Annotated in this window: 18 protein-coding genes and 1 riboswitch; of the genes, 7 read left to right on the top strand and 11 right to left on the bottom strand. The window is 45.8% G+C overall.

All coding sequences use genetic code 11. From position 1 onward, the window contains the following. Positions 1-9: 9 nt before the first annotated feature. Positions 10-2,403 carry an anaerobic ribonucleoside triphosphate reductase gene (locus tag BacF7301_RS25060; RefSeq protein ID WP_167966918.1) on the bottom strand — a complete coding sequence of 798 codons (2,394 nt, stop codon included), beginning with the start codon at positions 2,401-2,403 and terminating at the stop codon, positions 10-12. Positions 2,404-2,533: 130 nt separating this feature from the next. After that, a riboswitch (cobalamin riboswitch) is annotated at positions 2,534-2,720 on the bottom strand. Between the two features lie 191 nt (positions 2,721-2,911). Beyond that, positions 2,912-3,613 carry a ribose 5-phosphate isomerase A gene (gene rpiA, locus BacF7301_RS25055; protein WP_167966917.1) on the bottom strand — a complete coding sequence of 234 codons (702 nt, stop codon included), beginning with the start codon at positions 3,611-3,613 and terminating at the stop codon, positions 2,912-2,914. 210 nt (positions 3,614-3,823) lie between these two features. Here rpiA and BacF7301_RS25050 point away from each other — a divergent pair, with 210 nt between their 5' ends. Together BacF7301_RS25050 and BacF7301_RS25045 are read left to right on the top strand one after the other, a co-directional pair. Beyond that, positions 3,824-4,012, top strand: coding sequence for a hypothetical protein (locus BacF7301_RS25050; RefSeq protein WP_167959400.1), 189 nt, complete (start codon positions 3,824-3,826; stop codon positions 4,010-4,012). Continuing rightward, complete coding sequence (locus BacF7301_RS25045) at positions 3,996-4,583, top strand: GNAT family N-acetyltransferase (protein ID WP_167966916.1); 588 nt, start codon at positions 3,996-3,998, stop codon at positions 4,581-4,583. Before BacF7301_RS25050 ends, BacF7301_RS25045 begins: the two co-directional genes overlap by 17 nt. A 247-nt stretch (positions 4,584-4,830) precedes the next feature. Here the strand turns inward: BacF7301_RS25045 and trhA are convergent, their stop codons facing one another. The 4 genes from trhA to BacF7301_RS25025 form a co-directional block, all read right to left on the bottom strand. Continuing rightward, positions 4,831-5,481, bottom strand: coding sequence for a PAQR family membrane homeostasis protein TrhA (gene trhA / locus BacF7301_RS25040; protein WP_167966915.1), 651 nt, complete (start codon positions 5,479-5,481; stop codon positions 4,831-4,833). A gap of 64 nt (positions 5,482-5,545) precedes the next feature. After that, positions 5,546-7,468 carry a transglutaminase-like domain-containing protein gene (locus tag BacF7301_RS25035; RefSeq protein ID WP_167966914.1) on the bottom strand — a complete coding sequence of 641 codons (1,923 nt, stop codon included), beginning with the start codon at positions 7,466-7,468 and terminating at the stop codon, positions 5,546-5,548. 193 nt (positions 7,469-7,661) lie between these two features. After that, positions 7,662-9,680, bottom strand: coding sequence for a DUF3858 domain-containing protein (locus BacF7301_RS25030; RefSeq protein WP_245208300.1), 2,019 nt, complete (start codon positions 9,678-9,680; stop codon positions 7,662-7,664). 99 nt (positions 9,681-9,779) lie between these two features. After that, entirely contained in the window at positions 9,780-10,679 is a 900-nt protein-coding gene (locus BacF7301_RS25025) for a diaminopimelate dehydrogenase (protein WP_167966913.1), read from the bottom strand. 233 nt (positions 10,680-10,912) lie between these two features. Here BacF7301_RS25025 and ruvA point away from each other — a divergent pair, with 233 nt between their 5' ends. From ruvA to BacF7301_RS26075, 4 genes are read left to right on the top strand one after another with little or no spacing between them, the layout of a single operon-like run. Beyond that, positions 10,913-11,521: a Holliday junction branch migration protein RuvA gene (ruvA, locus tag BacF7301_RS25020; RefSeq protein ID WP_167966912.1), complete on the top strand. Its 609-nt coding sequence runs from the start codon at positions 10,913-10,915 to the stop codon at positions 11,519-11,521. Positions 11,522-11,550: 29 nt separating this feature from the next. After that, positions 11,551-12,543 carry a DUF3843 family protein gene (locus BacF7301_RS25015; protein WP_167966911.1) on the top strand — a complete coding sequence of 331 codons (993 nt, stop codon included), beginning with the start codon at positions 11,551-11,553 and terminating at the stop codon, positions 12,541-12,543. A 2-nt stretch (positions 12,544-12,545) separates the two neighbouring features. Further along, complete coding sequence (locus tag BacF7301_RS25010; RefSeq protein WP_245208299.1) at positions 12,546-13,946, top strand: virulence RhuM family protein; 1,401 nt, start codon at positions 12,546-12,548, stop codon at positions 13,944-13,946. Positions 13,947-13,981: 35 nt separating this feature from the next. Next, entirely contained in the window at positions 13,982-14,116 is a 135-nt protein-coding gene (locus BacF7301_RS26075) for a hypothetical protein (RefSeq protein WP_256380251.1), read from the top strand. Positions 14,117-14,320: 204 nt separating this feature from the next. Here the strand turns inward: BacF7301_RS26075 and BacF7301_RS25005 are convergent, their stop codons facing one another. Then, positions 14,321-15,160: an outer membrane protein assembly factor BamD gene (locus BacF7301_RS25005; protein ID WP_167966910.1), complete on the bottom strand. Its 840-nt coding sequence runs from the start codon at positions 15,158-15,160 to the stop codon at positions 14,321-14,323. Between the two features lie 151 nt (positions 15,161-15,311). Here BacF7301_RS25005 and BacF7301_RS25000 point away from each other — a divergent pair, with 151 nt between their 5' ends. Continuing rightward, positions 15,312-16,748 carry a CCA tRNA nucleotidyltransferase gene (locus BacF7301_RS25000; RefSeq protein ID WP_167966909.1) on the top strand — a complete coding sequence of 479 codons (1,437 nt, stop codon included), beginning with the start codon at positions 15,312-15,314 and terminating at the stop codon, positions 16,746-16,748. A gap of 241 nt (positions 16,749-16,989) precedes the next feature. Here BacF7301_RS25000 and BacF7301_RS24995 read toward each other — a convergent pair whose 3' ends face one another. The 4 genes from BacF7301_RS24995 to BacF7301_RS24980 all read right to left on the bottom strand — a co-directional run bounded on the left by BacF7301_RS24995 (position 16,990) and on the right by BacF7301_RS24980 (position 25,634). Further along, positions 16,990-18,513 carry an arylsulfatase gene (locus BacF7301_RS24995; protein ID WP_167966908.1) on the bottom strand — a complete coding sequence of 508 codons (1,524 nt, stop codon included), beginning with the start codon at positions 18,511-18,513 and terminating at the stop codon, positions 16,990-16,992. Between the two features lie 65 nt (positions 18,514-18,578). Next, complete coding sequence (locus tag BacF7301_RS24990; RefSeq protein ID WP_167966907.1) at positions 18,579-20,147, bottom strand: sulfatase family protein; 1,569 nt, start codon at positions 20,145-20,147, stop codon at positions 18,579-18,581. Positions 20,148-20,300: 153 nt separating this feature from the next. Then, on the bottom strand, positions 20,301-22,280 hold the full coding sequence (locus BacF7301_RS24985; protein WP_167966906.1) for a RagB/SusD family nutrient uptake outer membrane protein: 1,980 nt from the start codon (positions 22,278-22,280) through the stop codon (positions 20,301-20,303). Positions 22,281-22,289: 9 nt separating this feature from the next. Next, positions 22,290-25,634, bottom strand: coding sequence for a TonB-dependent receptor (locus tag BacF7301_RS24980; RefSeq protein WP_167966905.1), 3,345 nt, complete (start codon positions 25,632-25,634; stop codon positions 22,290-22,292). Between the last annotated feature and the right edge of the window lie 96 nt (positions 25,635-25,730).

The raw sequence follows: 25,730 nt of genomic DNA, 5'->3' as shown, positions 1-25,730 counted from the left end.
TCTCAACTTCTACAAGTGCTTTACGCGGTCTTTCTCTTCTGCCCGTTTGGCAGAGTTCCAAGAGCTCAGGTCGCCCGTCAGATAACCGGTGATGCGGCGCATACGGAGAATGCTTTCACTTTGGCAGACAGGGCATTTGTCGAAAATCACCCCTTTGTAACCGCAGTTGTGACAAGTATCTACCGGATGGTTGATAGAGCCGTAGCCGATTCCCTCGTCATGCATCACTTTCACGATTTTGGCGATGGCACGCACATTCTTCTGCGCTTCCCCGTCCAGTTCCACATACGTGATATGTCCGCCACGGGTGATGGCGTGGAAAGGAGCTTCCCGCTTGATTTTCTCGACGATGCTGATAGGCTCTTTCACGTCTACGTGGAATGAGTTCACATAATAATCACGGTCTGTCACTCCGGGGATTTTTCCATATTTCCGGCGGTCCATCTTCGTGAAACGTCCAGAAAGTCCCTCGGCAGGAGTAGCCAGTACCGAATAATTCAAGTTATATTTCTCCTTGTATTCGTCCACTACCTTATTCATTTCCATCACGGCTTCATACAGCGTGTCCCATGCCTTCTGGCTGTGACCGTGCCCTTTACCGTAAAGAGCTACCATTGCATTGTGTCCGCCGATAAACCCGATACCCAACGTACCGCTGCGCAATACATCGCCTACCTGCTCGTTCGGATTCAGCTCTGCACCGCCTTTCCACACGTTGTTTGCCATCATGAATGGGAACTGGCGTGCCAGTGCCGTGCGTTGGTATTGGTAACGTTCGTAAAGCTGGTCGGCTACCAAAGCAGCCATATTGTGTACGGATTCGATGAAAATCTCTTTTGCTTTCTGCTCGATAGCATCCGTGTTGCGTTCGTCTTCTATCAGGTTCTCCGCCTTGATACGGGCTTCGATAGCCAGTCTCGGCATGTTCAGCGTGGTGAAAGAAAGATTACCGCGTCCCAAAGACGATTTTTCTCCCGCCACATTTTCAAACACACGTGTACGGCAGCCCATTGTTGCCAATTCGTAGATATAACGTTTCGGGTCGTCCGCTTTCCATTTCTCGTTCGTGTTGAAAGGCGTATCGAGGAACATGAAGTTCGGGAACAACGCTTTTGCAGTAGTCTGGCAAGCCTTCAGCAACAAGTCAAAGTTCAGAGCTTCGTAACTGTCTTTCATCGCGTCCTCTATATTCTCCGCTTTCATCGCTTTCTCAAAATCCTTTTCCGAGTAAGACACCCCGTCTTTCACCTTGAAAATCTGAATCGGGAATACAGGAACCTCGCCCCGGGTACCCAAGCCCTCGATGGTAGCTTTCAGCAATTCTTCAATCACCATACGGCCTTCGGCAGAAGTGTCCGTACCGTAATTGATAGAACTGAACACCACCTGGTTACCGCCGCGTGAGTGCATAGTGTTCAGGTTGTGGATAAATCCTTCCATCGCCTGGTGTGTGTCCTTGCGGGTCTGCTGGTATGCCTTCTCCGTGATGCGTGCCAGGTGTTCCTTATCTATAATGATTTGCAGGGCTATCAACGCGATGCGCAGCGTTTCGCGTTCCGCTTCGGTAGACTTGATAGACGGCAGATACTCCTTAATCAACGTGCGGATTGCCTTCTCATCCGCCTGACTGCCGTTCTCCATCGCCACATAGAAATTGATGAACGAAGCCAGGTGCTTACGGAAAGACTTAGCCACCCCTTTCGCCATGAAGAAGTCGAAAGCAGGAATCGCTTGTCCGCCGTGCTGCTCGTTCTGGTTGGTCTGGAAAATGATAGTCGCCAACGTTGCGTAGCTCTGAATACTTTGCGGGGTACGGATGCTGCCGTTCTTTGTGCGGAAGCCGCGTTCAAAGAGGTCGTCCATGTCATATTGGATGCAAGTCGTCGTCTTGGTCGGATAATAATCCAAGTCATGGATATGAATGTCGCCCAACTGGTGCGCTTCGGCAAAACGCTTCGGCAACAGATATTTATAAGTATAATCTTTGGTTACTTCAGATGCGAAAGTCATCATCTGTCCGGCAGGGGTGTGACTGCTCATGTTAGCGTTGCTCAGGTTGACGTCGTTCTTGTCAATGGCAACGATACCGTCCATCACGTGCTTCATCTGGGTTTTCTTGTCCCGTTCCGTATTCCGCCATTCGCGATAGATGATGTACTTCTTCGCTACTTCCGGCCGCACCTTCATCAATGCCTTTTCCACTAAATCCTGAATCTCCTCTACGGTAATCGTAGGAGTGGCAAACTGGCTGATTACATTCATCGTGATGTCAGCCACCAACTGCTGTTCATCCTGAATCCCCGTTGCACTGAATGCCTTGCTGATTGCATTCTTAATCTTACTGATAGAGAAATCTTCTCTTTTACCATCACGTTTGATGATACAAATTTCCGCGTAGTTCATAACTTTAACTCCCGAAAGCTTTAATAAATTAATAATTGAAAATTAAAAATTGAAAAATGAAGAAAGAGAATCCAATAATCATGCAGGCGTTTAGTATAACCAGTCTTTATTTTTTTAATTCTCAATTCTCAGTTTTCAATTCTTTCCGGCAGGTCTTCTGACTTATCTCTCCCTCGCAGCGCCTTCCCACACCTACCGGTGCAGTGACATAGTGTGCGGATTCACAGAGAATTACAGCAGCGGGTACTGTCGCCGATTTGCACAGCGTTCCCTCATTGACTAAACCTCTTTTTAGCTCCGAAAACGGGTACAAAGATAGAAGATAATCCAATACCCCGGTTAGCTTTTAACATTAAATTTTGGGAAACTTTTCTTTCTCTCTGATACAGAAAGTTTTCCAAAACGGAAAACTTTTAAGAAAATACTTTTGTGGGAAGTTCTCTATTTTGCTCTTAAGGAAAGGACTAAAAAAACTCTGTTTTTTAGATGGGTGGCTGGTAGGCGATTTTTATTTCGCCACGATAACCTCAATGTCATAACCTATGAACAGTCCGCTTTCTATGACGCCGGTGATTTTCTTCAGCCGTTCTTCGAGGGAATCGTCAATGGAGCTGAAGCGGGTGTCGAGGATGAAGTTTCCGTTTTCTGTAAAGATTGGCCCGTCCTTTCCGTGGGCGGGACGGAGAATGATTTCCGATGCGCCTAAGCGTTGCAGTTCGCTTTCTGCATAAGCCAGTGAATCGGGAAAGATTTCCACGGGAACGGGGAATTTGCTTCCCAGCCGGTCGACCCGTTTGCCGGGGTCGATGATGATGAATGTCTTACGGCTGCTCCGGATGAGCAGTTTCTCTTTGAACATGGCTCCGCCACGACCTTTTATCAGGTTCTGCTGCGGGTCTACTTCGTCCGCTCCGTCGAAAGTCCAGTCGGGACGTTTGTTCCAGAGGGTGGTTTGGGGGATACCTAGCTGTATGCAGGTCATGGAGATTTCTTTGGAAGCGGGGATAACTTCGATATGCAGGTGCTCTTCGCGAATCCGCCGTGCCAGTTCGAACAGTGTCAGGTAGACGGTGGAGCCGGAACCGGCTCCGATGGTTTCCCCGTTTTTGGCTATTGCGGCAATCTCGCGGGCTACGTGTTCTTTCGCTTCACGGTTGATAATGGTGTCCGACCATTGAAGCTGCTTTATCAGATAATTTTCCCAGTCCATAGGTTTGCGTTTTATATTTCTCTAATATATATAACGGTTGAACGGATAGGTTTGTTTATTTGTTAATGTGTTAACTAATTAACGGATTAATGGTCTGATTCGTTAAATAGTTATAGCTTAAGGTGGATTTAATGATGCTCTGTTTGTATGTGTGATTGTATGTGTGTATATTTGTAGCATCAATAAGATAAATATACTGATAATCAAATAATGGCACGTCCGATTCAAAATACTCCTACTATAAAAGGTGAGGATGCTAAAAGATTTAGAAAAGAACTTTTGGAATCTCTTACCAAGAAGCTTACGCCCGAAGAAAAGGCTGCAAAGAAAAAGGAAATCAGAGAGATGGAAAAAAGTTATAATTTGTTAGTATCGATTTCTGGTGGAACATTCTATTGACTTTTGGGAGTTGCTGAAACAGGGAAAAGTAACAGTAACCCACTTAAATACAGATTATGAGTTTAAGTCGTTCAATTGCGGGAATACCGATTTGAACGATTTTTTATTTGCTGATTCGAAAATATACTTAAAGTATCTTCGCTATACGACAACGTTGCTGGAAACTGAAAATCGGATAATAGCTTATTACAGCCTTGCCAATGATTTGTTAAAGATATCAGATCGCCAGGATTTTGCTGATGAGATGGAAGGTTGTAGAGATAAAATTGAGTTTGATTTTTGGGAACGATTTTTAAACCAAAAGATGTATCCAGCAGCAAAAATAGGAAGACTTGCCGTGGATAAAGATTTTCAAGATCAAGGTATTGGTACTTTTCTTATCAGGTCATTAGTACAAAGTTTTATTAGGAAAAACAAGACTGGCTGTCAGTTTATAACTGTAGATGCTATTAATGATAATACTCAACGAACTATAAAATTCTATGAAAATAATGGTTTTAAGTATCTCACAATGAATGACGTGAATAGAGAGTCGAGACAAATGTATAAATCGTTATTGGAGTATATCTAGGAGTAAACAGATTTCTATCTCAAATATTATTTTAGTGGTTAGTTAATTTTTAACCTAACAGCGTTAAATGTTAACGAGTCTCTGTATTCTATTAAACCGTGTTATAAATCATCCTGCTTTGCCCCGAAAATTTGGAGATAAGCCGAAAGTCCGTATCTTTGTACTGTGTTTTTCATAGTATTAGATTTAAGGTTAACAAAGATTGGCTGTCTGGGATAGATAGCCTTTTTTTTGTCCCTACGTTTCGTTACAGAATCAGCCAGATTGCAATGATATGTCCTATGCTCCCGCCCAGGCAGAACAGGTGGAACGTGGCATGCATATAAGGCTTGCGCAATGAGTAGAATACAGCTCCCACAATATAAGAAACTCCACCGCCTATCAGCCACCAGAAAGCGGGAGCGGCTCCTGCCATCTCCAACTGGTCCAGTAAAGGTTTCAAGGCGACCAGTATCGAAGCGCCCATCCCCACATAACAGACCGTTTCGAGATTGCTGTGTTCTTTCAGCTTTTTAAAGCTGAGAATGAAACCGACAACAGCCGACAGCCATACAAAAGAGAAAATCCCCCATCCCCATCCGCCTGCATGCCGTAGTATGAGCAGTGTGAAAGGCGTATAAGTACCTGCAATATGGAGATAGATAGCACCGTGGTCGAACTTGCGGAGCAACTCTTTCACTCTCCCCGGACGACTGCCGTGATACCACGTGGAACTGACATAAGACGAAAGCATCCCTGCCAGATAGACAATGACGCAAGGCACTGCCCATTGCGCTTCGACATTCACGGAAGCCTTTTCTAGCAAGAAATATCCGGCTACGACTCCCAACAGGATGCCTACCCCATGACTGAGCGTATTCGCCCATTCTTCTATATTATTGTATCTTTTGTTTTCCAACGTTCTCTTTTTTTGAAATATTGAGTCGCAAAGATACTTTATTTTCCGTAACGAATTATCCCACTTATTCCTTTTTTAGAATGATTTTGCCACCATATTGCCCTGCCACCAGTTTACGGAAGCCGATGAATGTCTCGTATTCATCGGGAGCATAAATTCCTTTCGGCATGAATAAACGATGAACGATATGTATCTCCTTGTCCTTCACCTCGACACTGGAGTGGAAACTCCCGAATTTGCTCGTCACGTCAATCGGTTTCGGAAGACCTTCGATGGCATATCCTTCCGGTAGGCGGATGCGGATACTGTCCGTGTCCGAATAGCCGTAGTTGATATGGATAGGATACGTGCGCTTCGTGACGGAAGGGACGCTGAATCCCTTTCTGAAAATGTTGGCGGGGACGAACAGGCGGTTTCCCGTCTTATGTCCGTATTGGTTGCTGTTGACGGAATAGTCGAAGGTGATGGACGGGGCTGTCTCTTTGCACTCCTTTATTTGAAGGTTCAGAATATCAGCTTGAGACAGGTTGATGTCCGCACGGATGCGGTCTTTCTGCTTGTTGGGCTGAAGGTACACGATGCCCGCTTCGTCTTCGTATTGGAACAGGCGGGACACTTCGTTGACCGATATTTTCGCTTCCGCCGTGGGGGAGAGGGTGACGTCGGCGACGATGCATTGCGTATTCAGCGAATCGGGATAAGTGGGCAGACGGTGTATCCTGCCGCCTTCCGGTTCTATCAATAGGGCGTCGTGTCCGGCAATGCTCTGATGGACGTAGCCGAAAGGAAGCTGCGGATTGGTACATTCCAGCCAGAGCGTATCCTGCGGAAGCGGGACTTGCAGAATGACATGGTTCATCTGGTTGGCGCTCGAATAGTCGGGGAGCAGCCGTTCGTTGGTGGTGCTGATGACTGTATAAGTAGAGGGAATACCCAGCTCTTTCAGCATGGCACGGGTGTAGTTGGACAAGCCTTTGCAGTCGCCGAACCCCGTGCGGCAGACGTCCGCGGCGGCGATAGGCTGCAAGCCGCCGATGCCTAACTGGATACTGACGTAGCGGGTAGTCTTGGCGAGATAGTTGTAGACGGCTTTCACTTTCTCCCGGTCGGTGGAACAGTGGGCGGTCAGCTCGTGCAGTTTGGCGCGGAAAGGGTCGGTGAGCTGGTCGCGTCCGTCGAGCAGTTGGTACTGCCATTCTCCGTATTTTTGCCAGGTGCTCAAGTCTCCTTCGGATTTGTCGTACTTGAAAGCGGAAGGGGCGAAATAGACGCGGGGGAATAATTCGGCGGAGCTTGGGCCGAAAGGTTCCCTGAGGATGGGAGACAGTTGGTGTGCGGTGACTTCTATCACTTGCTGACCTTCGGGGCCGGTGGATTCTTTCGCTTCTATTCCTTTTCCCTGTGTGTTCAGTTCGCGGTATCGGCATCCCTGTCCGGCGGGAAGTTCAATCCGGTAGGCGGCTTTCTCTACGCCTTGGTTGAAGCTCGTTTGCGGGACGAAGGTGGAGTAACCGATTAGCCCGTTGTTGCATTTCATTTCCCATTCGTACTTCACCGTGAAGGGGAAGGAAGGGTAGTTGCACTCGTAATAATAGAAATAATCGTCTGTGGTGAGCGAGGAACTGTATTCGCTCTTTTGAAGGTCGGATTTCTTTATCTTGCGTACGGTCTGTCCCGAAGCGTTGATAATTTCTCCGGAGAATTTCTGCAGAGAGCGGAACATGTCGCATCCGCAATAGAAGGCGGCGTCTTCCAGACCTTTGCGGTTGAGTATGGTGATAGTCCGGCTTTCCTTTTCTAAGGATTGAGTCATTGACTTGCAGAGGATTTCTGTCCGGGCGTCCGTGACGACGGAGTTGGCATCCTTCATCGTGTCTTGTGCGCGGGCGGGCGTTGCCAGAAGGCTCAGGCAAAAAACGACATAAGACAGGGCGGGTACTTTCTTTATGAAGTGCTTTATAGAGTTGGATTGATTGGGATGTTTCATAATATATAAAGATTGAGCATTGTGAGTGCTATGTCACATGAATGATAATTTTAAATTAGGCACGGATTACACGGATTTCACGGTTTTAAGAAATATGATTATATAAAGCAACAGCGTAATCCGTGTAATCCGTGCCTAAAATACTAATATACCGAATGGAAACCTTGCTCCGGCGCTACGCCGGCTACGGCGGTTATATTTTCTTGAGTACTAATATTTCGTTGTTTTTTTCGGCAATCAGTTCCCAGAACGATTTCACCAACTTGTATTCGCTGATGGGATAAATCAGTTTGTTGGAACTGAACGAGTAGGTGATGATAAGCTGGTTGCCGTTCTGATGTACGAGGTAGCGGCAGAATCCCTGTTTGTCTTCCGTAAACGCATTCAAGGGAGCCGGCAGCTCGTCGACGGTATATCCTTCGGGGATGGTGAGGTTGGTCACTTGAATGATTTGTTCGGCATAAGGCATTTCCAGCGGCAGTTGGCGTTCGGCCTGGGTGAACGGACATTTGCTGACATGCAGGAAAATCATCGGGTTGATGTAAATCAGATTGTCGTTCACGTTCGCTTGCTTTTCAAATTCGAGACTCTCCTTTACGATGGAAGAGAAAGCGTCCACGCCTGTGGTTGAGAATGTTTGCACTTTGATGTTTTCTTCCGTTTCCAGTTTGGTGATAAATTCCGCGCTGTCCTTGGCGGTATGATAGTTTCTGCGGAAGTTGGCGGCGTGCTGTCCGGTGTATCCGGTCTGGCGGGTTCCCGTTATTCGTCCGTCGGGATGAATCTGCGCTTTGATGGACGAGCGGATTTGGTTCTTGCCGAGTTGGCTGAGGTCTATCCAGTTGCCCCCGTCCGCTTTGCTGAGGAGACGGGCGCGGTCTACCATCAATGCGGGTGGCAGCGTGTTTATATATCCGTTGGTGACGGAGCCGTCGAGGAATACGAAGGTGCTGTCCGTATCCGCTATGCCGACTACGAACGTGTTCAGCTTCTGGATGGAAGGGTGCGAGAGTGGAAGAATCCCCAACGTCTTGCGGCTCATTACGGCCGGATAGCAGGGAATCTGCGCGTCATGCAGCATGCTCATGAGTACGAAGTTGATGTCCGCGTTGTTGCCGGTTCCGTTCTTTATCGCTTTTCTCACTTCGCTGCCGTAAAGTCTGTATTGACCGTTCCATGACATTTTCTTTTTGAGGAAGGTGTAGATGGCGGCAATCTTGTCCTGCCTGTCGGTCAGTTTGTCGAGCGCCAGTGCAGCCATTTCGTCGCGGTAGGGATTACGCATTTTGAGCAGGGAGCCGAAGTCCTCGTCTTCGAGCAGCATCTTGTCGATAGTCTCCCAGGTGTTGGTGAACGATTTGTAGAGTGAGCCGGGGAAGTTGATTCCACGCAGTTCGAAGCCGACACCACTCATGTAATCGTCCGCGCACCATACGTATTTGTCGGGGCGGAGAGCGGGCAGTTGCTTGCCGGTAAAGCTCAGGTGGCGTCCGCTGCAGAGGAGCTGTTCCACTTGGCCGTTTTGGTAGTGGAGCGTGTAGGAAAGGCTTTCCGACTGGTCTTTCATGTTCAGTGAATGTGAGCCTCTCATGTCGAGGTTGAACAGGAAATATTCGGGGATGGTGATGTCATATTGCGTGTGGATGACGGGGATGCTTCTCTGCGCTTCCCAGTGGTTGATGCTGTAATAGAAGTCGGAGTTGAGTTGGTATTTGTACTCGAATACGGTTCCCTCACGGACGGCGGGGATGGAGAACTTTATCTGCATATAGTTCTTGTTGAGCCTTTCTTCGAAGACGAGGTCGCGCTTCATCTTGGTGCGTATTATCTTGCCGTCTTCGAGGTTGTAGGCGGAAGCGTCGAGCTGGGTGATGTTTTCTTTCATGTTGCCGCCTGCTCTTTCTTTAGAGTAATAAGGTATGATGATGTCCGCATAGGACGTGCCTTCGGATTTCAGTACCTTTATTTTTATCTCGTAGGTGTACACGAGCCGGAAGTCATTGTTCAGCAGGTCGTAGCGGGCGTTGTTTTTGGCGTACAGTACGACGGCGGTTGCCGCAGTGTCCGGTGCGTAGGTGGTCATCTTCAGCTCTTCCATAGTGGGTTTGCCGTATTTCATACTGGGGTTGATGACGTCTGTGTCTGTTTGTTGCGAGTAAACGGGCGACAGGGCTTGGAATAGTAATGCGCAGAGAATGAATAGTTTTCCCATTGTTAGTGTGTTTTTTTAGTACTATTCCCACAAAGATAAAAAAAATAGAGAAAGGCAGTACTCCTTTCTCTATTTTTTATTTATCGGATGGATAAAATATTATACTAAGTGTCCGATCCATTCTTCACGGTCGCCCGGAAGAAGGTCGATGACCGGAACTTCCACCATAGTGTAGCATCCCGGCTGTTGTTTCATCGAAGCGCGTGCCACGCATACCAATACCTGTGCGGTCAGTGCGGGATTGTTGATGCGCATATTAAATTCGAACAACTGGTTCTGCGTTTTTCCCGATACGCCTTTGCGAGTGAGATTTACACCGTGTCCCATATCGAGCAGCGCGTCTACGCTCGGAACGAGTTTCACGTGCGTCTCGTCATTCACGAAGTAAGGGTCTGCCTTGATGGCGGCGGCCACTTCCTCAAACTTGTATCCGTCTTTCAGTTCGATGTACACCATGCGGCGGTGGATTCCCGTACCGGTGGGGATGGTCATGGAAAGGGCGGCTTTCACTCCGTCGACGGCTTTCACGGCTACGGTGTGTCCCATGCTCATGCCCGGACCGAAGTTGGTGTAGGTGATGCCTTTCGGGGCAATCGCTTCGAGCATCGTACGCACGATGGAGTCACTTCCCGGGTCCCAGCCTGCGGAGATGATGGATACGGCTTTGTGTTCCTTGGCTGCTGCGTCCAGTGTGCGGCGCAAGTCGACGATGCCGGTGTGGATATCGAAACTGTCTACGGTATTGATGCCCATAGCCAGGTATTCTTTTGCATATTTCTCAACGCTGCGGGTGGGCGTGCAAAGGATTGCCACGTCTACGCCTTCCAGCTCTTTAATGTCCTTTACTACTGCGTAGTTTGCCAACTCTTCCGGTTTGTTCTCTGCTCCTGCGCGACGAACGACTCCGGCTATTTCGAAATCAGGCGCTGCTTGTAGCGCTTCAAGTACGTAGTGTCCAATGTTGCCATAACCGACGATGGCGGCTCTTACTTTTTTCATTCTTTTCTTGGTTTTATATGAACATTTTTCTTTATTTCTGCCACAAAAGTAAACAAATTATTAGGAAGGATTGTTTACGGGCTGCATTATTTTTATTTTTTTTTAGATTCGCTATGGATTGCATGGAATACACCTCGTTCGTGCGTCAGATTTTAACTGCCGGACTCTTAAAACGAATAATCTGTAGAAAACGGGATAATCTGTGGCGGGAAAGTTTTATCTTTGTTCCCATTATGATAGAATATATTAGAGGCGAGCTTGCCGAACTCAGTCCGGCAACCGCGGTAATCGACTGTAACGGGGTGGGGTATGCCGCCAATATATCCTTGAATACCTATTCGGCTATTCAGGGAAAGAAAACTTGTAAGTTGTATATTTATGAGGCGATTCGTGAGGATGCGTATGTGTTGTATGGCTTTGCCGAGAAGCAGGAGCGGGAGATTTTCCTGTTGCTGATTTCTGTTTCGGGCATCGGCGGGAATACGGCACGTATGATTCTTTCCGCCCTTTCGCCTGCCGAACTGGTGAATGTAATCAGCACCGAAAACGCGAATATGCTGAAAACGGTGAAAGGTATCGGTCTGAAGACTGCGCAGCGTGTGATTGTCGACCTGAAAGACAAGATTAAGACGATGGGAATGTCTGCCGCGGGCGGCGTTGCCGGTGCGGGTGGCATGTTGCTGCAAGCCGCCAACGCGGAAGTGATGGAAGAGGCTGTGGCTGCATTGACAATGCTCGGTTTTGCCACTGCGCCTTCGCAGAAGGTGGTGTTGGCTATCATGAAGGAAGAGCCGGATGCTCCAGTGGAAAAGGTTATTAAACTGGCTTTGAAACGATTGTAACGATTGAAATGATTAAAACGACTGTAACGATGAAGGAACAGAAGATTTATATGCGGGCATGGACTGAGATGCATGGTCGTGCCAAGGTGACGGCTACGGATGAGTGGTATCTTAATTTGGCTAACGAACTGTTGCCGTTGGTGGCGAACTCTTATATGTATCAAGGTAGGGAAATGGTGGAAGACCAGCGACAGGTGGCTTTATCGTGTGCCCTGTATCTGGAAGATTGCGTGGCGGACGCGGGAAACTGGCGGGAGTTCATTCATTGGCATAAGGAGAATTACGGTCGTTACCTGCCGTTCTATCCATTGTCTGAGGACTACTTGCCGGATGAAATCAACCGTGAGGACATCGCTTTTCTGCTGTGGGCTATCAATTCACCGGTCGGTGATGATTTCGACTGGGTGGAGAATCCGATGGACAAGGATTTGCTGGAGTTTGCGGACGTACTTTATGAACGCTTGGACGCTGTTTTCGAATCGGCTCCTATCAGCGAATACCTTGCTCCGGGCTGGATGATGGAAACGGAGTTGATGTGGAAGAAACGTGAACCTCTGCCGGTGGCTTTGCCGGGGGAGAAGATGCCGACGAATGTGGAACGTTTCTTAGAGGCAAGTAATGGAGAGCCGCTCATGTTCTTTGGTTCATACAATGCGCTGAAATTCTTCTTTGTAAATTCGTTGAAGTGGGAAGATGAGGAAGATGCTTTGTTGCCGGATTTGGCGGAGTTCGATAATTTCGTTGTTTACGGCAATCCGAAAGGGTTGTTGATAGGCCCTGATGTGGCTCAGTTTTTTGCTGATAAGAATAATCCGTTTTATAGTGTCGAAGAGGCTGAGGAAGGGGCGTATGAAATGTTCTGTGAAGAAGGGCTGTGCCCGTTCGACTTGCTGAAGTATGGAATGGAACACAATCTGTTGCCGGACGCACAGTTCCCGTTCGAGAACGGAAAGGCGCTGTTGCAGGAAAATTGGGATTTTGTGGCTCGCTGGTTCTTGGGTGAGTTTTATGAAGGAGAATAAGAATGGATGATGAACTAAATGATATGACACATGTACCTGACATGAAATCTCCTTTTGATGAGATAAAGCGGGTGGATGAGAAGGGTATTTTGTTTTGGAGTTCTCGTGATTTGGCTCGTGCGATGGGGTATAGTGATTATCGGAACTTTGAGAGAGTGATTGGAAAGGCTATTAAAGTTTGCAATCAAAAAGGTTACCATTTCGGTGATAATTTTAGTTTGTTCACCGAAATGGTCCAATTAGGTTCAGGAGCATTTCGTCAGGTCGATACTTATCGTTTGTCAAGTTTAGCATGTTTGATTATATCGAAAAATGCAGATAAGAAGAAACCTTTGGTGAAATTGGCGGAGCAGTATTATTCAGATGTTAGCAGTGCTAGAGATATTGTAAGCTCCTTAGAATCAAATATATTCCTTTATCATTCATCAGCAGGAAAAGTCTCAGTATCGGTTATTTTTAATAGTGAGACGTTTTGGCTTTCGCAGAAGCGCATGGCTGAATTATTTGGGGTAGATACTCGCACTGTCAATTATCATCTGCAGCAAATATATGATACGGGAGAATTGAAAGAGCGGGCAACTATCCGAAAAATTGAGATAGTTCAACAAGAAGGTGACAGGTCGGTCAGTAGAACAATTGCTGTGTATAATTTAGATGCTGTTATTGCTGTAGGGTATAGGGTGAATAGCTATGAAGCTACTCAGTTCCGGATGTGGTGTGCTTCCATATTAAAGGAGTTCATGTTAAAAGGTTTTGTTCTGGATGATGAACGTCTGAAAAATACCAATGTATTTGGGAAAGATTACTTTGATGAACTATTGGAACGTATTCGTGAAATACGGACATCTGAACGTCGTTATTATCAGAAGATAACGGATATATATGCAGAATGTAGTGCGGATTATGATTCTCAATCAGAAGCAACCAAACGATTCTATAAAATAGTACAGAATATGATGCATTGGGCGGTGACGCACAAAACAGCGGCCGAAATAATCTATGAACGTGTTGATGCTGATAAGCCACACATGGGATTGATGAGTTGGAAGCATGCTCCTGACGGGCGTATTATAAAGTCAGATGTTGCAGTAGCGAAGAACTATTTGTCAGAAGTAGAGGTCGATAGTCTGAATCTATTATCTAATGCTTTTTTAGATTTTGCGGAGAGTATGGCACGTCGTCATATCTTATTAACTATGGCGGACTGGATGAAAAAACTCGATGATTTTCTGCGAATAAGTGACTATGATGTATTGAAGGACGCAGGAAAAGTTTCTCATGAAGCTGCTTTGGAAAAAGCATTGGGTGAATATGAGAAGTTTAGATTAGTACAAGACCGTGATTATCTTTCGGATTTTGATAAAGAAATTAAAGGATTGTTTGATTCTTTGGGAGAGAAATAAACAATCTATTGCTATTATGAATATTTAATAAATCAATGATTAAAAAAAGTAACAATCCTTTTGCCGGAAAGGCAAAGCCCGGAGTGGGGAAAAAGAAGAGTTCCGGAAAACGGGTGGGTAAGTCGAAACAGGAAAAGGCTAATAATCAGTTGAATAGACGGGTGAAATAAGGCTGTGGCAGGCTACGCCCTTTTGGGTTGAGAGGCCACGCCGTTTTATGATGGCAGAGTATGCCGTTTCTCTATATGAGGAAACGCCGTTTCTTCGGAACAGGGAATAGGGAACGTTATGATAAAGTTGACGGGAACAGTTGTTGATATGAAAAATCACAACTGTTCCCGTCTGTCTTTTATCTTTAGCCGAGGATGCTCACTTTATTTGTCGGTTGCTGCTTCCTGCGCTTTCCGTTCTTTTTTCTTATTGATAAATTCGATTTTCAGATTGGCTTCTTCTTGTTCTTTCTTAATCTGCTGCATGGCGGAAAGAATTTGTGCCAACTCGTAGACAGATGCCGCAGCCTGGCGGTCGGTCGGGCTCATGGTTGTTTTGTAGGCACGGTCGCCGAGGTATTCTACGCGTAGATTCTTGTCTTTGTTGAGGTTGATGAAGCCGATAACGTTTCCATCCTCTCCCAGTTTGTAGTCCGCTTTCTCTATTTTTTCATTCATGTCGGTCGTTTCGTAGCTGTCTTTGGAAGCCGGAGTTTCGGCAAAGCTGCCGTCGGGGGCAATCACTTTGACACCTACATGATGGATATTGCCTGCGCCGCAATAGATGGAAGTCATGCTCATGTTGCCCTGTTCGTCCACCTGGAAGCGGAGAAAGGAGCGGTGCATGTTCTTTTCTATGGTTTGTGCAGGGTGGAGATAATTGCCTACCTGCTGGTATTCAGCGTCCTTTTCGAGGATGAATTTGTCTTTGATGGCGTTGAACGCTTCGGTCTTTGCCTGGAAGGCGCTGTCGAGGTAAGTGAGTGTTTTCTGCTGTGCCTTTGTCTCTACATCAAGCATCAGTGCCTGTCCCGCTTTGCGTGCTTCGAAGGCTTTGGGGTAGAGGATTTTGATACTGTCGATTTGCGACTTGGCTTCTTCGTAGTCGCCACGTTCGTAGGCAGCCTTGGCAACCGCCAGTTTCTCATTGGCTTTTTTTTCAAGCCCGTTGCCGCAGGCAGCCAGTGCCAGCGTGCCGCAAAAGAGGATAATCAGTTTTTTCATCACAAGTCTTATTTACTATTTTATTGTTTACAGTTTACTGTTCAGGACAGACAGGCTGTTTCTGATTCATTGTTCACTTATTAACGGCAAAAGTACAAATATATCCCTTATTTTTGTAATTTTGCACCCTCAAAACGTATAACTAAAAGGAATGATAGAGTTGACTCAAGAGGAATTGAAGCAGCAGTTCAGCGAACCCATCTTTGGACAGATAGCCGAAACGGCGGATGCGCTCGGTTTGGAGTGCTATGTGGTAGGCGGTTATGTTCGCGATATTTTTCTGCAACGTCCCTCTAAAGATATAGATGTAGTAGTTGTAGGCAGTGGAATTGCAATGGCGGAAGCACTCGGCAAACGTCTGGGACGGGGTGCGCACGTTTCTGTTTTCAAGAATTTCGGAACGGCACAGGTAAAATATAAAGGTACGGAAGTGGAGTTTGTCGGTGCCCGCAGGGAATCGTACCAACGGGATTCGCGCAAACCGATTGTTGAGGACGGTACGCTAGAAGACGACCAGAACCGTCGGGATTTCACCATCAACGCCCTTGCGGTTTGTCTCAATAAGGCGCGTTTCGGCGAACTGGTAGACCCGTTCGGCGGTTTGGATGATATGAAGGAGAAGACGATTCGTACTCCTCTCGACCCGGATATTACTTTTAGTGACGACCCGTTGCGCATGATGCGCTGCATCCGTTTTGCTACGCAGTTGGGTTTTTATATTGACGATGATACTTTCGACTCGCTTTGCCGCAACAAGGAACGGATTGAGATTATTTCCCGTGAGCGCATTGCGGACGAACTGAACAAGATTATTCTTTCGCCGATTCCCTCGAAAGGGTTTATCGACCTCGACCGTAGCGGATTGCTGCCGTTGATTTTCCCGGAATTTGCAGCGTTGCAAGGGGTGGAGACACGGAACGGGCGTTCGCACAAGGATAATTTTTATCATACGCTCGAAGTGTTGGATAATATCAGTAAGAAGACTGATAATCTGTGGTTGCGCTGGGCAGCGTTGCTGCACGATATTGCCAAGCCTGCCACGAAACGGTGGGAGCCGAAGGCGGGATGGACGTTCCATAATCATAATTTCATCGGTGAGAAGATGATTCCGGGGATTTTCCGGAAGATGAAGTTGCCGATGAATGAGAAGATGAAATATGTGCAGAAGCTGGTCAGCCTGCATATGCGCCCTATTGTTATTGCGGATGATGTGGTGACGGATTCGGCGGTGCGTCGTTTGCTCTTTGAGGCGGGCGATGATATTGATGATTTGATGATGCTTTGCGAAGCGGATATTACTTCCAAGAATATAGAACGCAAGCAGCGTTTCCTGAATAACTTCCAGTTGGTGCGCCAGAAGTTGAAAGACTTGGAAGAAAAAGACCGGGTACGTAATTTCCAACCGCCTGTGAGTGGAGAGGAGATTATGGAAATCTTCGGTTTGCAACCCTGCCGGGAAGTAGGGGTGCTGAAAAGCGCGATAAAGGATGCTATCCTGGACGGCGTGATTCCCAATGAATATGAGGCTGCCCATGCTTATCTGATGGAGCGGGCGAAGAAGATGGGGTTGATGCCGGTTGATAAATAGATATTCTTTATAAGAACAGGAAGTTTATCAATAAATAGGAAGTATATTAGTAATAGGAAACTTATTAATACGTAGAAAGTGTATTAGTAATAGAAAACTTATTAATAGTGAGTGTGTCAATAATAAGATACCTTATTGGGTAATATTACTCAGGCTCGGATTACACAGATTAAAGTAATTTAAATCCGTGTAATCCGAGCCTGAAATATAATAATCACTTATTTCTTTATCAGTGCAGTTGTTATTTAGGCAATGTCACAGAGAAATATGGATTCGGAGTATGCTGCTCAAAGATGATGGCTTTCATCTTTTCTACGATGTCCGGATGTTGGAGTGCTATGTCGTTATCTTCGTGAATATCAGTCTTCAGATTATAAAGTGAAGGTTTTCCCTTCTTGACGATTAGCTTCCAGTCTCCCATGCGCACGGCTATCTGGTTTGTTTCGTTGAATTCCCAGTAGAGGAAGTCATGCTGTTTCTGTTTCTTCTTGCCCAGCAATGTCGGAGCGAAAGAGATTCCGTCGAAATAATCCACGTCTTTCTCCTTGTTGCGGTATTTCTTCTCATAGTTCTTGACGCCGGCTATGTCGCAGAAAGTAGGCATTAAATCATAGAAAGCACAGATATGGTCGTTTACTTCACCGGCAGGTACACGTCCCGGCCAACGGGCGATGAATGGTATACGTATGCCGCCTTCGTGGCATTGGCGTTTCAGTCCGCGCAGCTTTCCGTCTCTGCCGAAGAAAGTGGGGTCGGCTCCGCCTTCCTCGTGAGGGCCGTTGTCACTGGAGAAGATGACTAATGTGTTCTCGTCCAGTCCTTTCTCTTTCAGTTTCTTCAAGACTTCGCCTACGTAATAGTCGAGGCGGGTAATCATGGCGGCAAATTGGGCGTGGGTATGTGTGATGGCGTTGTAGCGTGAACCTTCACTGCCTTTGAATACTTTGTCCGGGTCGAATTTTGCTTTATATTCGTTCAGGATAGAATCTTCCGGCTGAACCAGTTCCGCATGGGGCAATGTGTAAGTGAATACACCGAAGAAAGGCTGTTTGGAGTCTTGTTGGTCGAGCCATTCCATTGCTTTCTCGTGAATCATGTCGGCGGAGTATTGCGGGCGTTTCTGGTATTCGGGACCGTACATCGGATATTTGATGTTCTCGTCCATTACGACACGTACTACGCCCGTATCACCCAGCGCTTTGCTGTAACGGTTGAGGAAGTTGGGATAGTAGAGGTGAGCCTGGAACTGGCAGATATAGCCGTAATATTCGTCTACGCCACGTTTGTCGGGGGTGGAGCAGGAGCCTTCGTAACCACCCGCCCATTTGCCGAACATACCTGTGGCATAGCCGTTGTCTTTCATGATTTCCGGCAGGATGACGTGGTCGGGGTCGTAAGGATGCTGTCCCACTACGGAATATTCTTTGTTGTTTCCGTACATGATGATGGGAGAATTTCCCCAATATTCCTTGTTGCCGCGTACTTCGCAGTGCCCGCTGTGTTGTCCTGTCATGAATGAAGCCCTCGAAGGAGCGCTGACGGGGCTGCCTGCATACGCTTGTGTGAAACGTATGCCTTCGCTTGCCATAGCGTCGATATGGGGAGTGCGTATGAACGGCTGACCGTAGCATCCCAAATCTCCGTATCCCATGTCATCACAAAGGATAAATATAATATTAGGTTGGGCATTCTTTTTCTGTGCATTGGCGGACAGGGCGGATAAGAGCAGTGTGCCACCAACTAGTGAGATTGATTTATAATCCATTATGTTGTTTGATTTTTAAAAGTTGAATGTCTGTTTTTTAAGGTTGAATGTATGAGTGTCCGGAATTATTTGCCTATAATATCCTTTCCGTCGCGTACACTTTGGAGAATATTTTGCAATTCAGTCACTTTTTCAGGCATTTGGGAAGCGTAGTTGGTCACCTCTTTTACTTCCTGCATTTTGTAGAGTTGTGGCTCTTTGGAGTTTCCGGTTTCTATTTTCGGTCCCCATTGAATCATTTTCGGGCCGTTGCTCGGTTCGATGTATTTCCAGTCTTTGGTGCGGACGGATAAAGTGTGGTTGGAAGCCTGCTCGATAACCCACGGGCGGTCTTTCTTGTCTTTGCCCAACCAGCTTCCGAGGAAGTTGTAGCTGTCCGGTGCTGTGTTCTTGGGCATAATGGCTCCGGTCAGTGAAGCGAGGGAAGCCAACCAGTCGATTTGTGAAACCAATAAGTCCGAAGTTATGCCTTTTTTCACTCCGGCAGGCCAACTGACAATGGCGGGGATACGGGTTCCACCTTCGAACGCGCTGTATTTGTTACCTCTCAGCGGTCCGGCAGGGCTGTGTCCGTTGAGGAGTTCTTCCGCTTTATCGTCATATCCGTCGTCTACTACCGGTCCGTTATCGCTTGAAAGGATGATAAGGGTATTTTCTCTCAGTCCCAGTTTCTCCAGTGTGTTCATGATTTCGCCGACGCAATAGTCGAACTGTACGATGGCGTCACCTCTCAGTCCCATCGGGTTCTTGCCTCTGAAACGGTCGTGGGGGAAGCGGGGAACGTGTACGTCGTTCGTTGCGAAATAAAGGAAGAAAGGTTTGTCCTTGTTTTCTTCGATGAACTGGATGGCGTGGGTAGTCAGTGAGTCTGCTATATTCTCGTCTTTCCAGAGTGCCTTGCCGCCGCCTTTCATGTAGCCGATACGGGAAATTCCGTTGACGATGGACATGTCGTGACCGTGGCTGGGTTTCAGGTTATACAGCATTTCAGGGTTGCTTTTTCCGGTAGGTTCGCCTTCGAAGTTCTTCTGGTAGCTTACTTCGATAGGTGCGCTGGGGTCGTAGTTGGCTACTTTCCCGTTTTCGATGTACACGCAGGGAACGCGGTCGGCTGTGGCAGCCATGATGTAATGGTAGTCGAAGCCTAAATCGCCCAGTGCGCAGGGCAGGGGAGCGTTCCAGTCTTGTGTGCCCGCCTTATCGCCGAGTCCCAGATGCCATTTGCCGACGGCAGCGGTAGTATAGCCCGTACTTTTGAACATATCCGCCATCGTGTATTGTTCGGGACGGATAATCATTCCGGCATTTCCGGCAGCTACGTCCGTTCCTTTTTTGCGCCATGCGTATTCGCCTGTCAGCATGGAGTAGCGGGAAGGGGTGCTGGTTGCGGCGGTGGCGTGGGCATTTGTGAAAAGAATGCCTGATTTCGCCAGTCGGTTGACGTTGGGCGTTTCTACGTTTTTGGCTCCGTAGCATTGCAAGTCTCCGTAGCCGAGGTCGTCGGCGTAGATGAATACGACGTTAGGGGCTTTTGACTTTGTCGGTGCTGTGTTTTCCGGCGTTTTGTTCGTTGCGTTTACTGTAGTAATACAGACTGTAGAGGATAAAACGGTGAATAATAGGGGGTGTTTCATTCTATAGGTTTTATTAAAGGGTTAATAGAATTGCAAATGTATTACTCTATTTTATTAAAAACAACTTTATTATCCATAAATATGATTGCTGCATAGCTTTATGGATAATAAAGTTGTTTTGTTATAGTTCGAGTAATAAGGATAAATATTCTCTTAATAGCCCGGGTTCTGAATAACTTGAGGAACTTTGTCTGTTTCGCTTGCAGGAATAGGCATCAAGTAATTCTTTTGTGCAAAGTTGCGGAGCACATTCAGTTTTTTGATTGTGCCGAGGAATAGTTCGTCGGTTGCTCCGCTGATATTCATACCTTCCGGTATTTCTCCCAGACTTTCCGCATTTTTCCAGCGACGTAAATCCCAAAAACGGTGGTTCTCCATATAAAATTCAATCTGGCGTTCTTGGCGAACGATGGCTTGCAGACCTTTGTAAGAGTTTGCATATGCCGCGCCTGATTTGGAGTTTTTCCATGCTTCATCTACTCCCTTTATACCTGCACGCTCGCGAACAAAGTTTATATATTTCTTTGCTTCAGCGAAGTTTGTCTCATCTTGTGTCTCGATTAGAGCTTCTGCATAGTTCAAATACATTTCTGCCATTCTGAATACCGGATATGGATAATTATCAGCTCCGGGGCCTTTCGCATAAAGTGGGCTGACACACTTTTTATTCAAATATCCGCTTATCGAATAGTTGGTGGAACGGCCGTCCCAACCTTGTTCTTGATTATATTTGAGATCTAATTTGACCATTCGATTCGCTTGATTGCCCGTAATGGCGACCCCATAGAAGTTACTGATTTCATAAGGGCCGTTATGGAAACCGATCCATGCATAGAAACGAGGTTCACGTCCGAGATTCAGGTTTAACACGGTATCATTCAGTAAAGGTGCTCCCGCAGCATATTTTTTAAGGCCGGCAGCAGGACAACCAGCCAGATAGTCCGGGTCGTGAGAGTAATTTTTTGCTGTCAGCAGGCTGGTTTCACTCCAATTGTTAGAATATTCCCAATCCGGATCTTCATCGATTGGTAATCCATTCTTGGTATAGAATCGTTTCACAGTCTCCATAGTCGGAGCAATCAGACTCCAGGCATTTTTGAATCCATTGTCATTTTTCTGCTGATAAGGCGCCGATTGATTGGAAATCATATAGGCTGTTTCCGGACGTGTATCTCCCCATATCACTTCATTGTTATTTCCATCATTATCTATAAATGCCCAACGTACAGCGCGTTCATATAGGTCATTCATCCCCGGTCTGGCAGCTACAGCTTTTCCTGCGTCATCCTTATTATATAATCTGAAGCCGGCCGCCGTCATCTGATCGATTGCGTCTTTGGTAACTTCCGCCGCTTTTTTCCATTTCTCAACGCTATATTCTTGAGAAATCATATGTTCGCCTTTGCTGTTTTTAAAGTTGCTGTAAAACTCGCTGTTTCCGTTGAACAAGGGAGAGGCGGCATATAAGTACATACGTGAACGTAGTGCCAGGGCGCACCATTTCGTGAGACGTCCATAGTCGGTAGTCTCAAAAAACTGTCCGTCATTTTTCAAGCCCCCATCTATTGCTAATTGAATTTGTTTGTCTATGAATGTCACACACTCGTCATAAGTGGAACGTTCGGGATATTCAATGTAAGGTGTCGTTTCGGGATACGCATGGTCTATAATGATAGCCGGACCAAATGCCCGCAATATCAGCCAGTGATAATATGCAATCAACAGATGTGCTTCTGCTTTATAATAAGTCAGATCTTCTTCCGGAAGCTTGGGCGTTTTATCTACGACAGACAAGAATTGCCAGCAAGTACGAATCCCATTATAGCATGATTCCCAATATGTCTTTGCCAAGCTGGGAGCAGCCGGTGAATAATATCCTCTGGCAAATGTAGACCAGGCATTCTTTTCTTCATTGGCGACGGCTATTTCTCCTCCTGTCATTTTATCAAGGGCTTCAGAAGCACGTGCGTTGGGGATGTATCCATAGCAAGCGTTCAAATAATTCTTTGCTTTTGTCGGAGTGTCGTACATGTTGTATTCGGTTGTTTGTTCATCCGGAACGACATCCAGATAGTCACAACCGGTCAATGATACAACAGACAATGCTATTAATATGTTTTTAAATTTTTTCATAATAACTGATTATTTAAAGGTAAATTGAAAACCGATGTTGAAAGTGCGTGCGGTAGGATAGCTCATGCCGGAACCACCGCCCATTTCAGGATCCCAATATTTGAATGGGGAGAATGTCAACAGATTGCTTCCGGATAGGTATACGCGGAAGAATTTATGTGTATAACCGATTTCTGCATTTTTCAGTTTCAGGAAAGCGCCATTGCGCAACCAATAGGTTGAATTTACATTGTTATTGGAATTGTCGGTCACACTCAAGCGAGGGTAGGTGGCGTTCGTATTCGGATTATCTTCAGTCCAATGATCTTCGGCAATGAAGTCCATTACCCCTCTATTGGCATTGCTGCCGAAAGGATGGAAACCGTTCATCATCAATGAACGTCTGGCTGCTCCCTGGAAGAGGAAAGACATATCCCATTTCTTATATTTGACAGAACTGCCGAAACCATAGATGATTTCCGGGGTGGTCGTATTTCCTATATAAGTTTGGTCGTCTGTATTTATCTGTCCGTCTCCGTTGAGGTCTTTGTATTTGATATCACCTGCTCGCGGGATATATCCCAACGTTTGTTCGGGAGTATCCGGGCTGTCTATTTCTTCTTGTGTGAAAAGTCCTTCAGCTACATACATTTTTAACTGGTCAATGGAATGTCCCACTCTTGACAGTTGGGGTGAGCTTTGGTAAGGTGGATCGTCATACGATATAATTTCATTGTGAGCGTAGGTGAATGTTCCTTTTACAGATACAAACAGGTTTTTATTGATTTGCTTGTTGTAATCTACTGTGAAGTCAAATCCTCTGTTATCAACTTCTCCTACATTGCCGTAAATACTAGTCGAACCTGTGCCGATAAAAGCCGGGGTACTGTTAGAGCGTGACAGATAAATCTTTTCACGTCGTTCTTTGAATACGTCCAATGAAATATTTACATCATGGAACAAACTCATATCGAATCCCATATTCAATTTTTTTCCTACTTCCCATTGGAGATCCGGATTGTAATATCGGGTCCATACCGGACCGGCAGTGCCTTGGTTCATCTTGTCTCCAAAAGTGTATTTGGGAGCTCCATTCAGAGCAATCGTTTCCAAATAAGCAAAACGTAATGAACTATAGTCGTTACCGACAAGTCCGTAAGAAGCTTTCAATTTCAAATGATTCACTATGTTTGACAGTGGTTTCCAGAATTTTTCTTCTGAAATGTTGTAACCTACGGCAATGGAAGGGAAAAATCCGAAGCGATGTCCTTTGGCAAAGTTTTCAGAACCGTTGTAACCGAAGTTTCCTTCAATCAGATATCTATTATCATAGCCATAGGAGAGACGGCCTGCAATACCTTGTTTTCTTTGAGGTAAGGATTCAAACAATGTTGTCGGTTTGTTATTCGATGTTTCATCTTGATTATACAAGAACATGGCGTTGACATCATGTTTGCCGAAAGTGCGGGTATAATCCAAATACGCTTGAAGGTACAGTTTGCGAGTACCGGTAGATTCTTTTATGCCTTCAATACCTAGGTTAGTAGACTGTTCACTACCGACCATTTCCAAATTATCGCTATTCGTCGCGTATTGAAACTGGTTGTAGCTGGCAGTACGTGATACCACAGTCGTTGAATAATTTTTGAAAGAAACAAGAGCCTTGACCTTTAATCCTTTAGTAATAAATTTTAAGTCTTGCTCCAGACGCAAATTGGCTTGGAATGTGCTGGATTCATTGGATTTATATCCTTTTACGTATTCGGCAACAGGGTTGTTATACCCGCCATTACCGTTGCTACCTCCACTCATACCACCCCAACGGATATAGGTATCGCCTTCCTGTGCAGGAAATAGAACAGGGAAATCAACGGGAGATGTAGTACGTGTTAAATTGAAAATATTATTGGCATCTTGTGTAGGGCCGTTCCAGTTACGAATGCTGGCATTCAATCCCATAGATACTTTAGTCGTTTTGGTTACGTCAATATCCAAGTTATTGACGAAGTCATAGCGAATAACGGAGATGCTGTTATTGTAGGAGAAATAGTCCTTGCTCAATGACTTCATGTTACCGCCATCCCTCTTGATCGCTGCACTCATAAAGTAATGAACTGCCTTTTTACCACCACGTATATTCAGGTTTGCCCGTTCTGAAAAAGCCAGTTTGTTGAACATTTCGTCATACCAATTGACATTCGGATATTTCAGCGGATCGGTTCCGGCGATTGTTCCCGCAATTTTCTCTTCAGAATATAAACCTTCATTGTCACCGCGTGTCAACTTGGCTTCGTTGTAGAGTTTCATATATTCTACACCATCTACAAATTCTGGTACGTTAGTCAATTGACGGACAGAGCCTTCCAAGCGAATGTTAATAATGGGTTTCAATACGTCTTCGCCTCGTTTGGTTGTCACGATCATGACACCGTTAGCTCCACGAGTACCATATAATGCCGTAGCGGTAGCGTCCTTCAAAACTGAAAATCCTTCGATTACTTCAGGATCCAATGCATTCAAATCGCTGGAGCTGATTTCTACACCATCCAATACAATCAAAGCACTATTGCTGTTGAGACTGGATTTACCACGAATCCAGAAATTTGCTCCGTCAGCACCTGGTTCACTACTGGACTGTACGGAGATAACGCCTGCCAGACGGCCGGCAAAACTACTGCTTAAACTGGAAGATGGAACTTGTAATTCGGTTGGCTTGATCTGCTGTACGGAACCTACCATACTGGCTTTTTTCTGTCCCACACCAAAAGCGGTGATGACTACTTCGTCCAAGGCCTTGCTGTCTTCTCTCAATTCTATATTGATTAACTTTTGTTTGCCGACTTTTCTTTCCATTGTCTGGTAACCGATATAAGATATCGTCAGGATATCTTCGGGAGAAGCATTGACTTTAAACTTACCATCAATGTCAGTGATGACTCCGGTTCCCGCACCTTTTATCTGAACGGTAGCTCCTATGACCGGATCGCTTGTTGCATAGTCTATAACCACACCGATAATTTCTTCTTTTTTCTTGCTTTGCTGTGGAGCGACGCTTTTCGATTCGTTTACCGATAAGATAACGTCTTTGCCTTTGATGACATACTTCAGGTTAGTACCCTTTAAGACTTCGCTCAATACTTTATCAAGGTTACCTTCGCAATTAATGTCTTTTCTACTTTTATTATCTAAATCCGTAGATTTAAAAAAGAAAGAATATGCACTATTTTTCTCAATAATGTTAATTGCTTCTTTTACGGTGATAGCTTTTCCTTTTACAGACACTTTCTCTTGTGCTGCACTGACGGATAATGGAATGATGAATAGGAATAAAATGGTAATTCGCATATACCAATTCCTGGATTGTATTTTTTTCATGTTTTAAAAATTGATTAATACAAGATTAGATTAATATCATGACAGAGTGAAGGTGTCATTCCTTCTATCTGTTTTCTAAGGGTAGTTCTTTTTTTC

It is taken from the genome of Bacteroides faecium, assembly GCF_012113595.1.
GTDB classification, from domain to species: domain Bacteria; phylum Bacteroidota; class Bacteroidia; order Bacteroidales; family Bacteroidaceae; genus Bacteroides; species Bacteroides faecium.
This window is presented reverse-complemented; position numbering and strand designations above follow the sequence as displayed.

Excerpts from the sequence above, each read along its gene's own strand:
- BacF7301_RS25060 (WP_167966918.1), bottom strand. The coding sequence starts at position 2,403 with ATGAACTACGCGGAAATTTGTATCATCAAACGTGATGGTAAAAGAGAA.
- rpiA (WP_167966917.1), bottom strand. The coding sequence starts at position 3,613 with ATGGACTGGGAAAATTATCTGATAAAGCAGCTTCAATGGTCGGACACC.
- BacF7301_RS25050 (WP_167959400.1), top strand. The coding sequence starts at position 3,824 with ATGGCACGTCCGATTCAAAATACTCCTACTATAAAAGGTGAGGATGCT.
- BacF7301_RS25035 (WP_167966914.1), bottom strand. The coding sequence starts at position 7,468 with ATGAAACATCCCAATCAATCCAACTCTATAAAGCACTTCATAAAGAAA.
- BacF7301_RS25030 (WP_245208300.1), bottom strand. The coding sequence starts at position 9,680 with ATGGGAAAACTATTCATTCTCTGCGCATTACTATTCCAAGCCCTGTCG.
- BacF7301_RS25025 (WP_167966913.1), bottom strand. The coding sequence starts at position 10,679 with ATGAAAAAAGTAAGAGCCGCCATCGTCGGTTATGGCAACATTGGACAC.
- ruvA (WP_167966912.1), top strand. The coding sequence starts at position 10,913 with ATGATAGAATATATTAGAGGCGAGCTTGCCGAACTCAGTCCGGCAACC.
- BacF7301_RS25015 (WP_167966911.1), top strand. The coding sequence starts at position 11,551 with ATGAAGGAACAGAAGATTTATATGCGGGCATGGACTGAGATGCATGGT.
- BacF7301_RS25010 (WP_245208299.1), top strand. The coding sequence starts at position 12,546 with ATGGATGATGAACTAAATGATATGACACATGTACCTGACATGAAATCT.
- BacF7301_RS26075 (WP_256380251.1), top strand. The coding sequence starts at position 13,982 with ATGATTAAAAAAAGTAACAATCCTTTTGCCGGAAAGGCAAAGCCCGGA.
- BacF7301_RS25005 (WP_167966910.1), bottom strand. The coding sequence starts at position 15,160 with ATGAAAAAACTGATTATCCTCTTTTGCGGCACGCTGGCACTGGCTGCC.
- BacF7301_RS25000 (WP_167966909.1), top strand. The coding sequence starts at position 15,312 with ATGATAGAGTTGACTCAAGAGGAATTGAAGCAGCAGTTCAGCGAACCC.
- BacF7301_RS24995 (WP_167966908.1), bottom strand. The coding sequence starts at position 18,513 with ATGGATTATAAATCAATCTCACTAGTTGGTGGCACACTGCTCTTATCC.
- BacF7301_RS24990 (WP_167966907.1), bottom strand. The coding sequence starts at position 20,147 with ATGAAACACCCCCTATTATTCACCGTTTTATCCTCTACAGTCTGTATT.
- BacF7301_RS24985 (WP_167966906.1), bottom strand. The coding sequence starts at position 22,280 with ATGAAAAAATTTAAAAACATATTAATAGCATTGTCTGTTGTATCATTG.
- BacF7301_RS24980 (WP_167966905.1), bottom strand. The coding sequence starts at position 25,634 with ATGAAAAAAATACAATCCAGGAATTGGTATATGCGAATTACCATTTTA.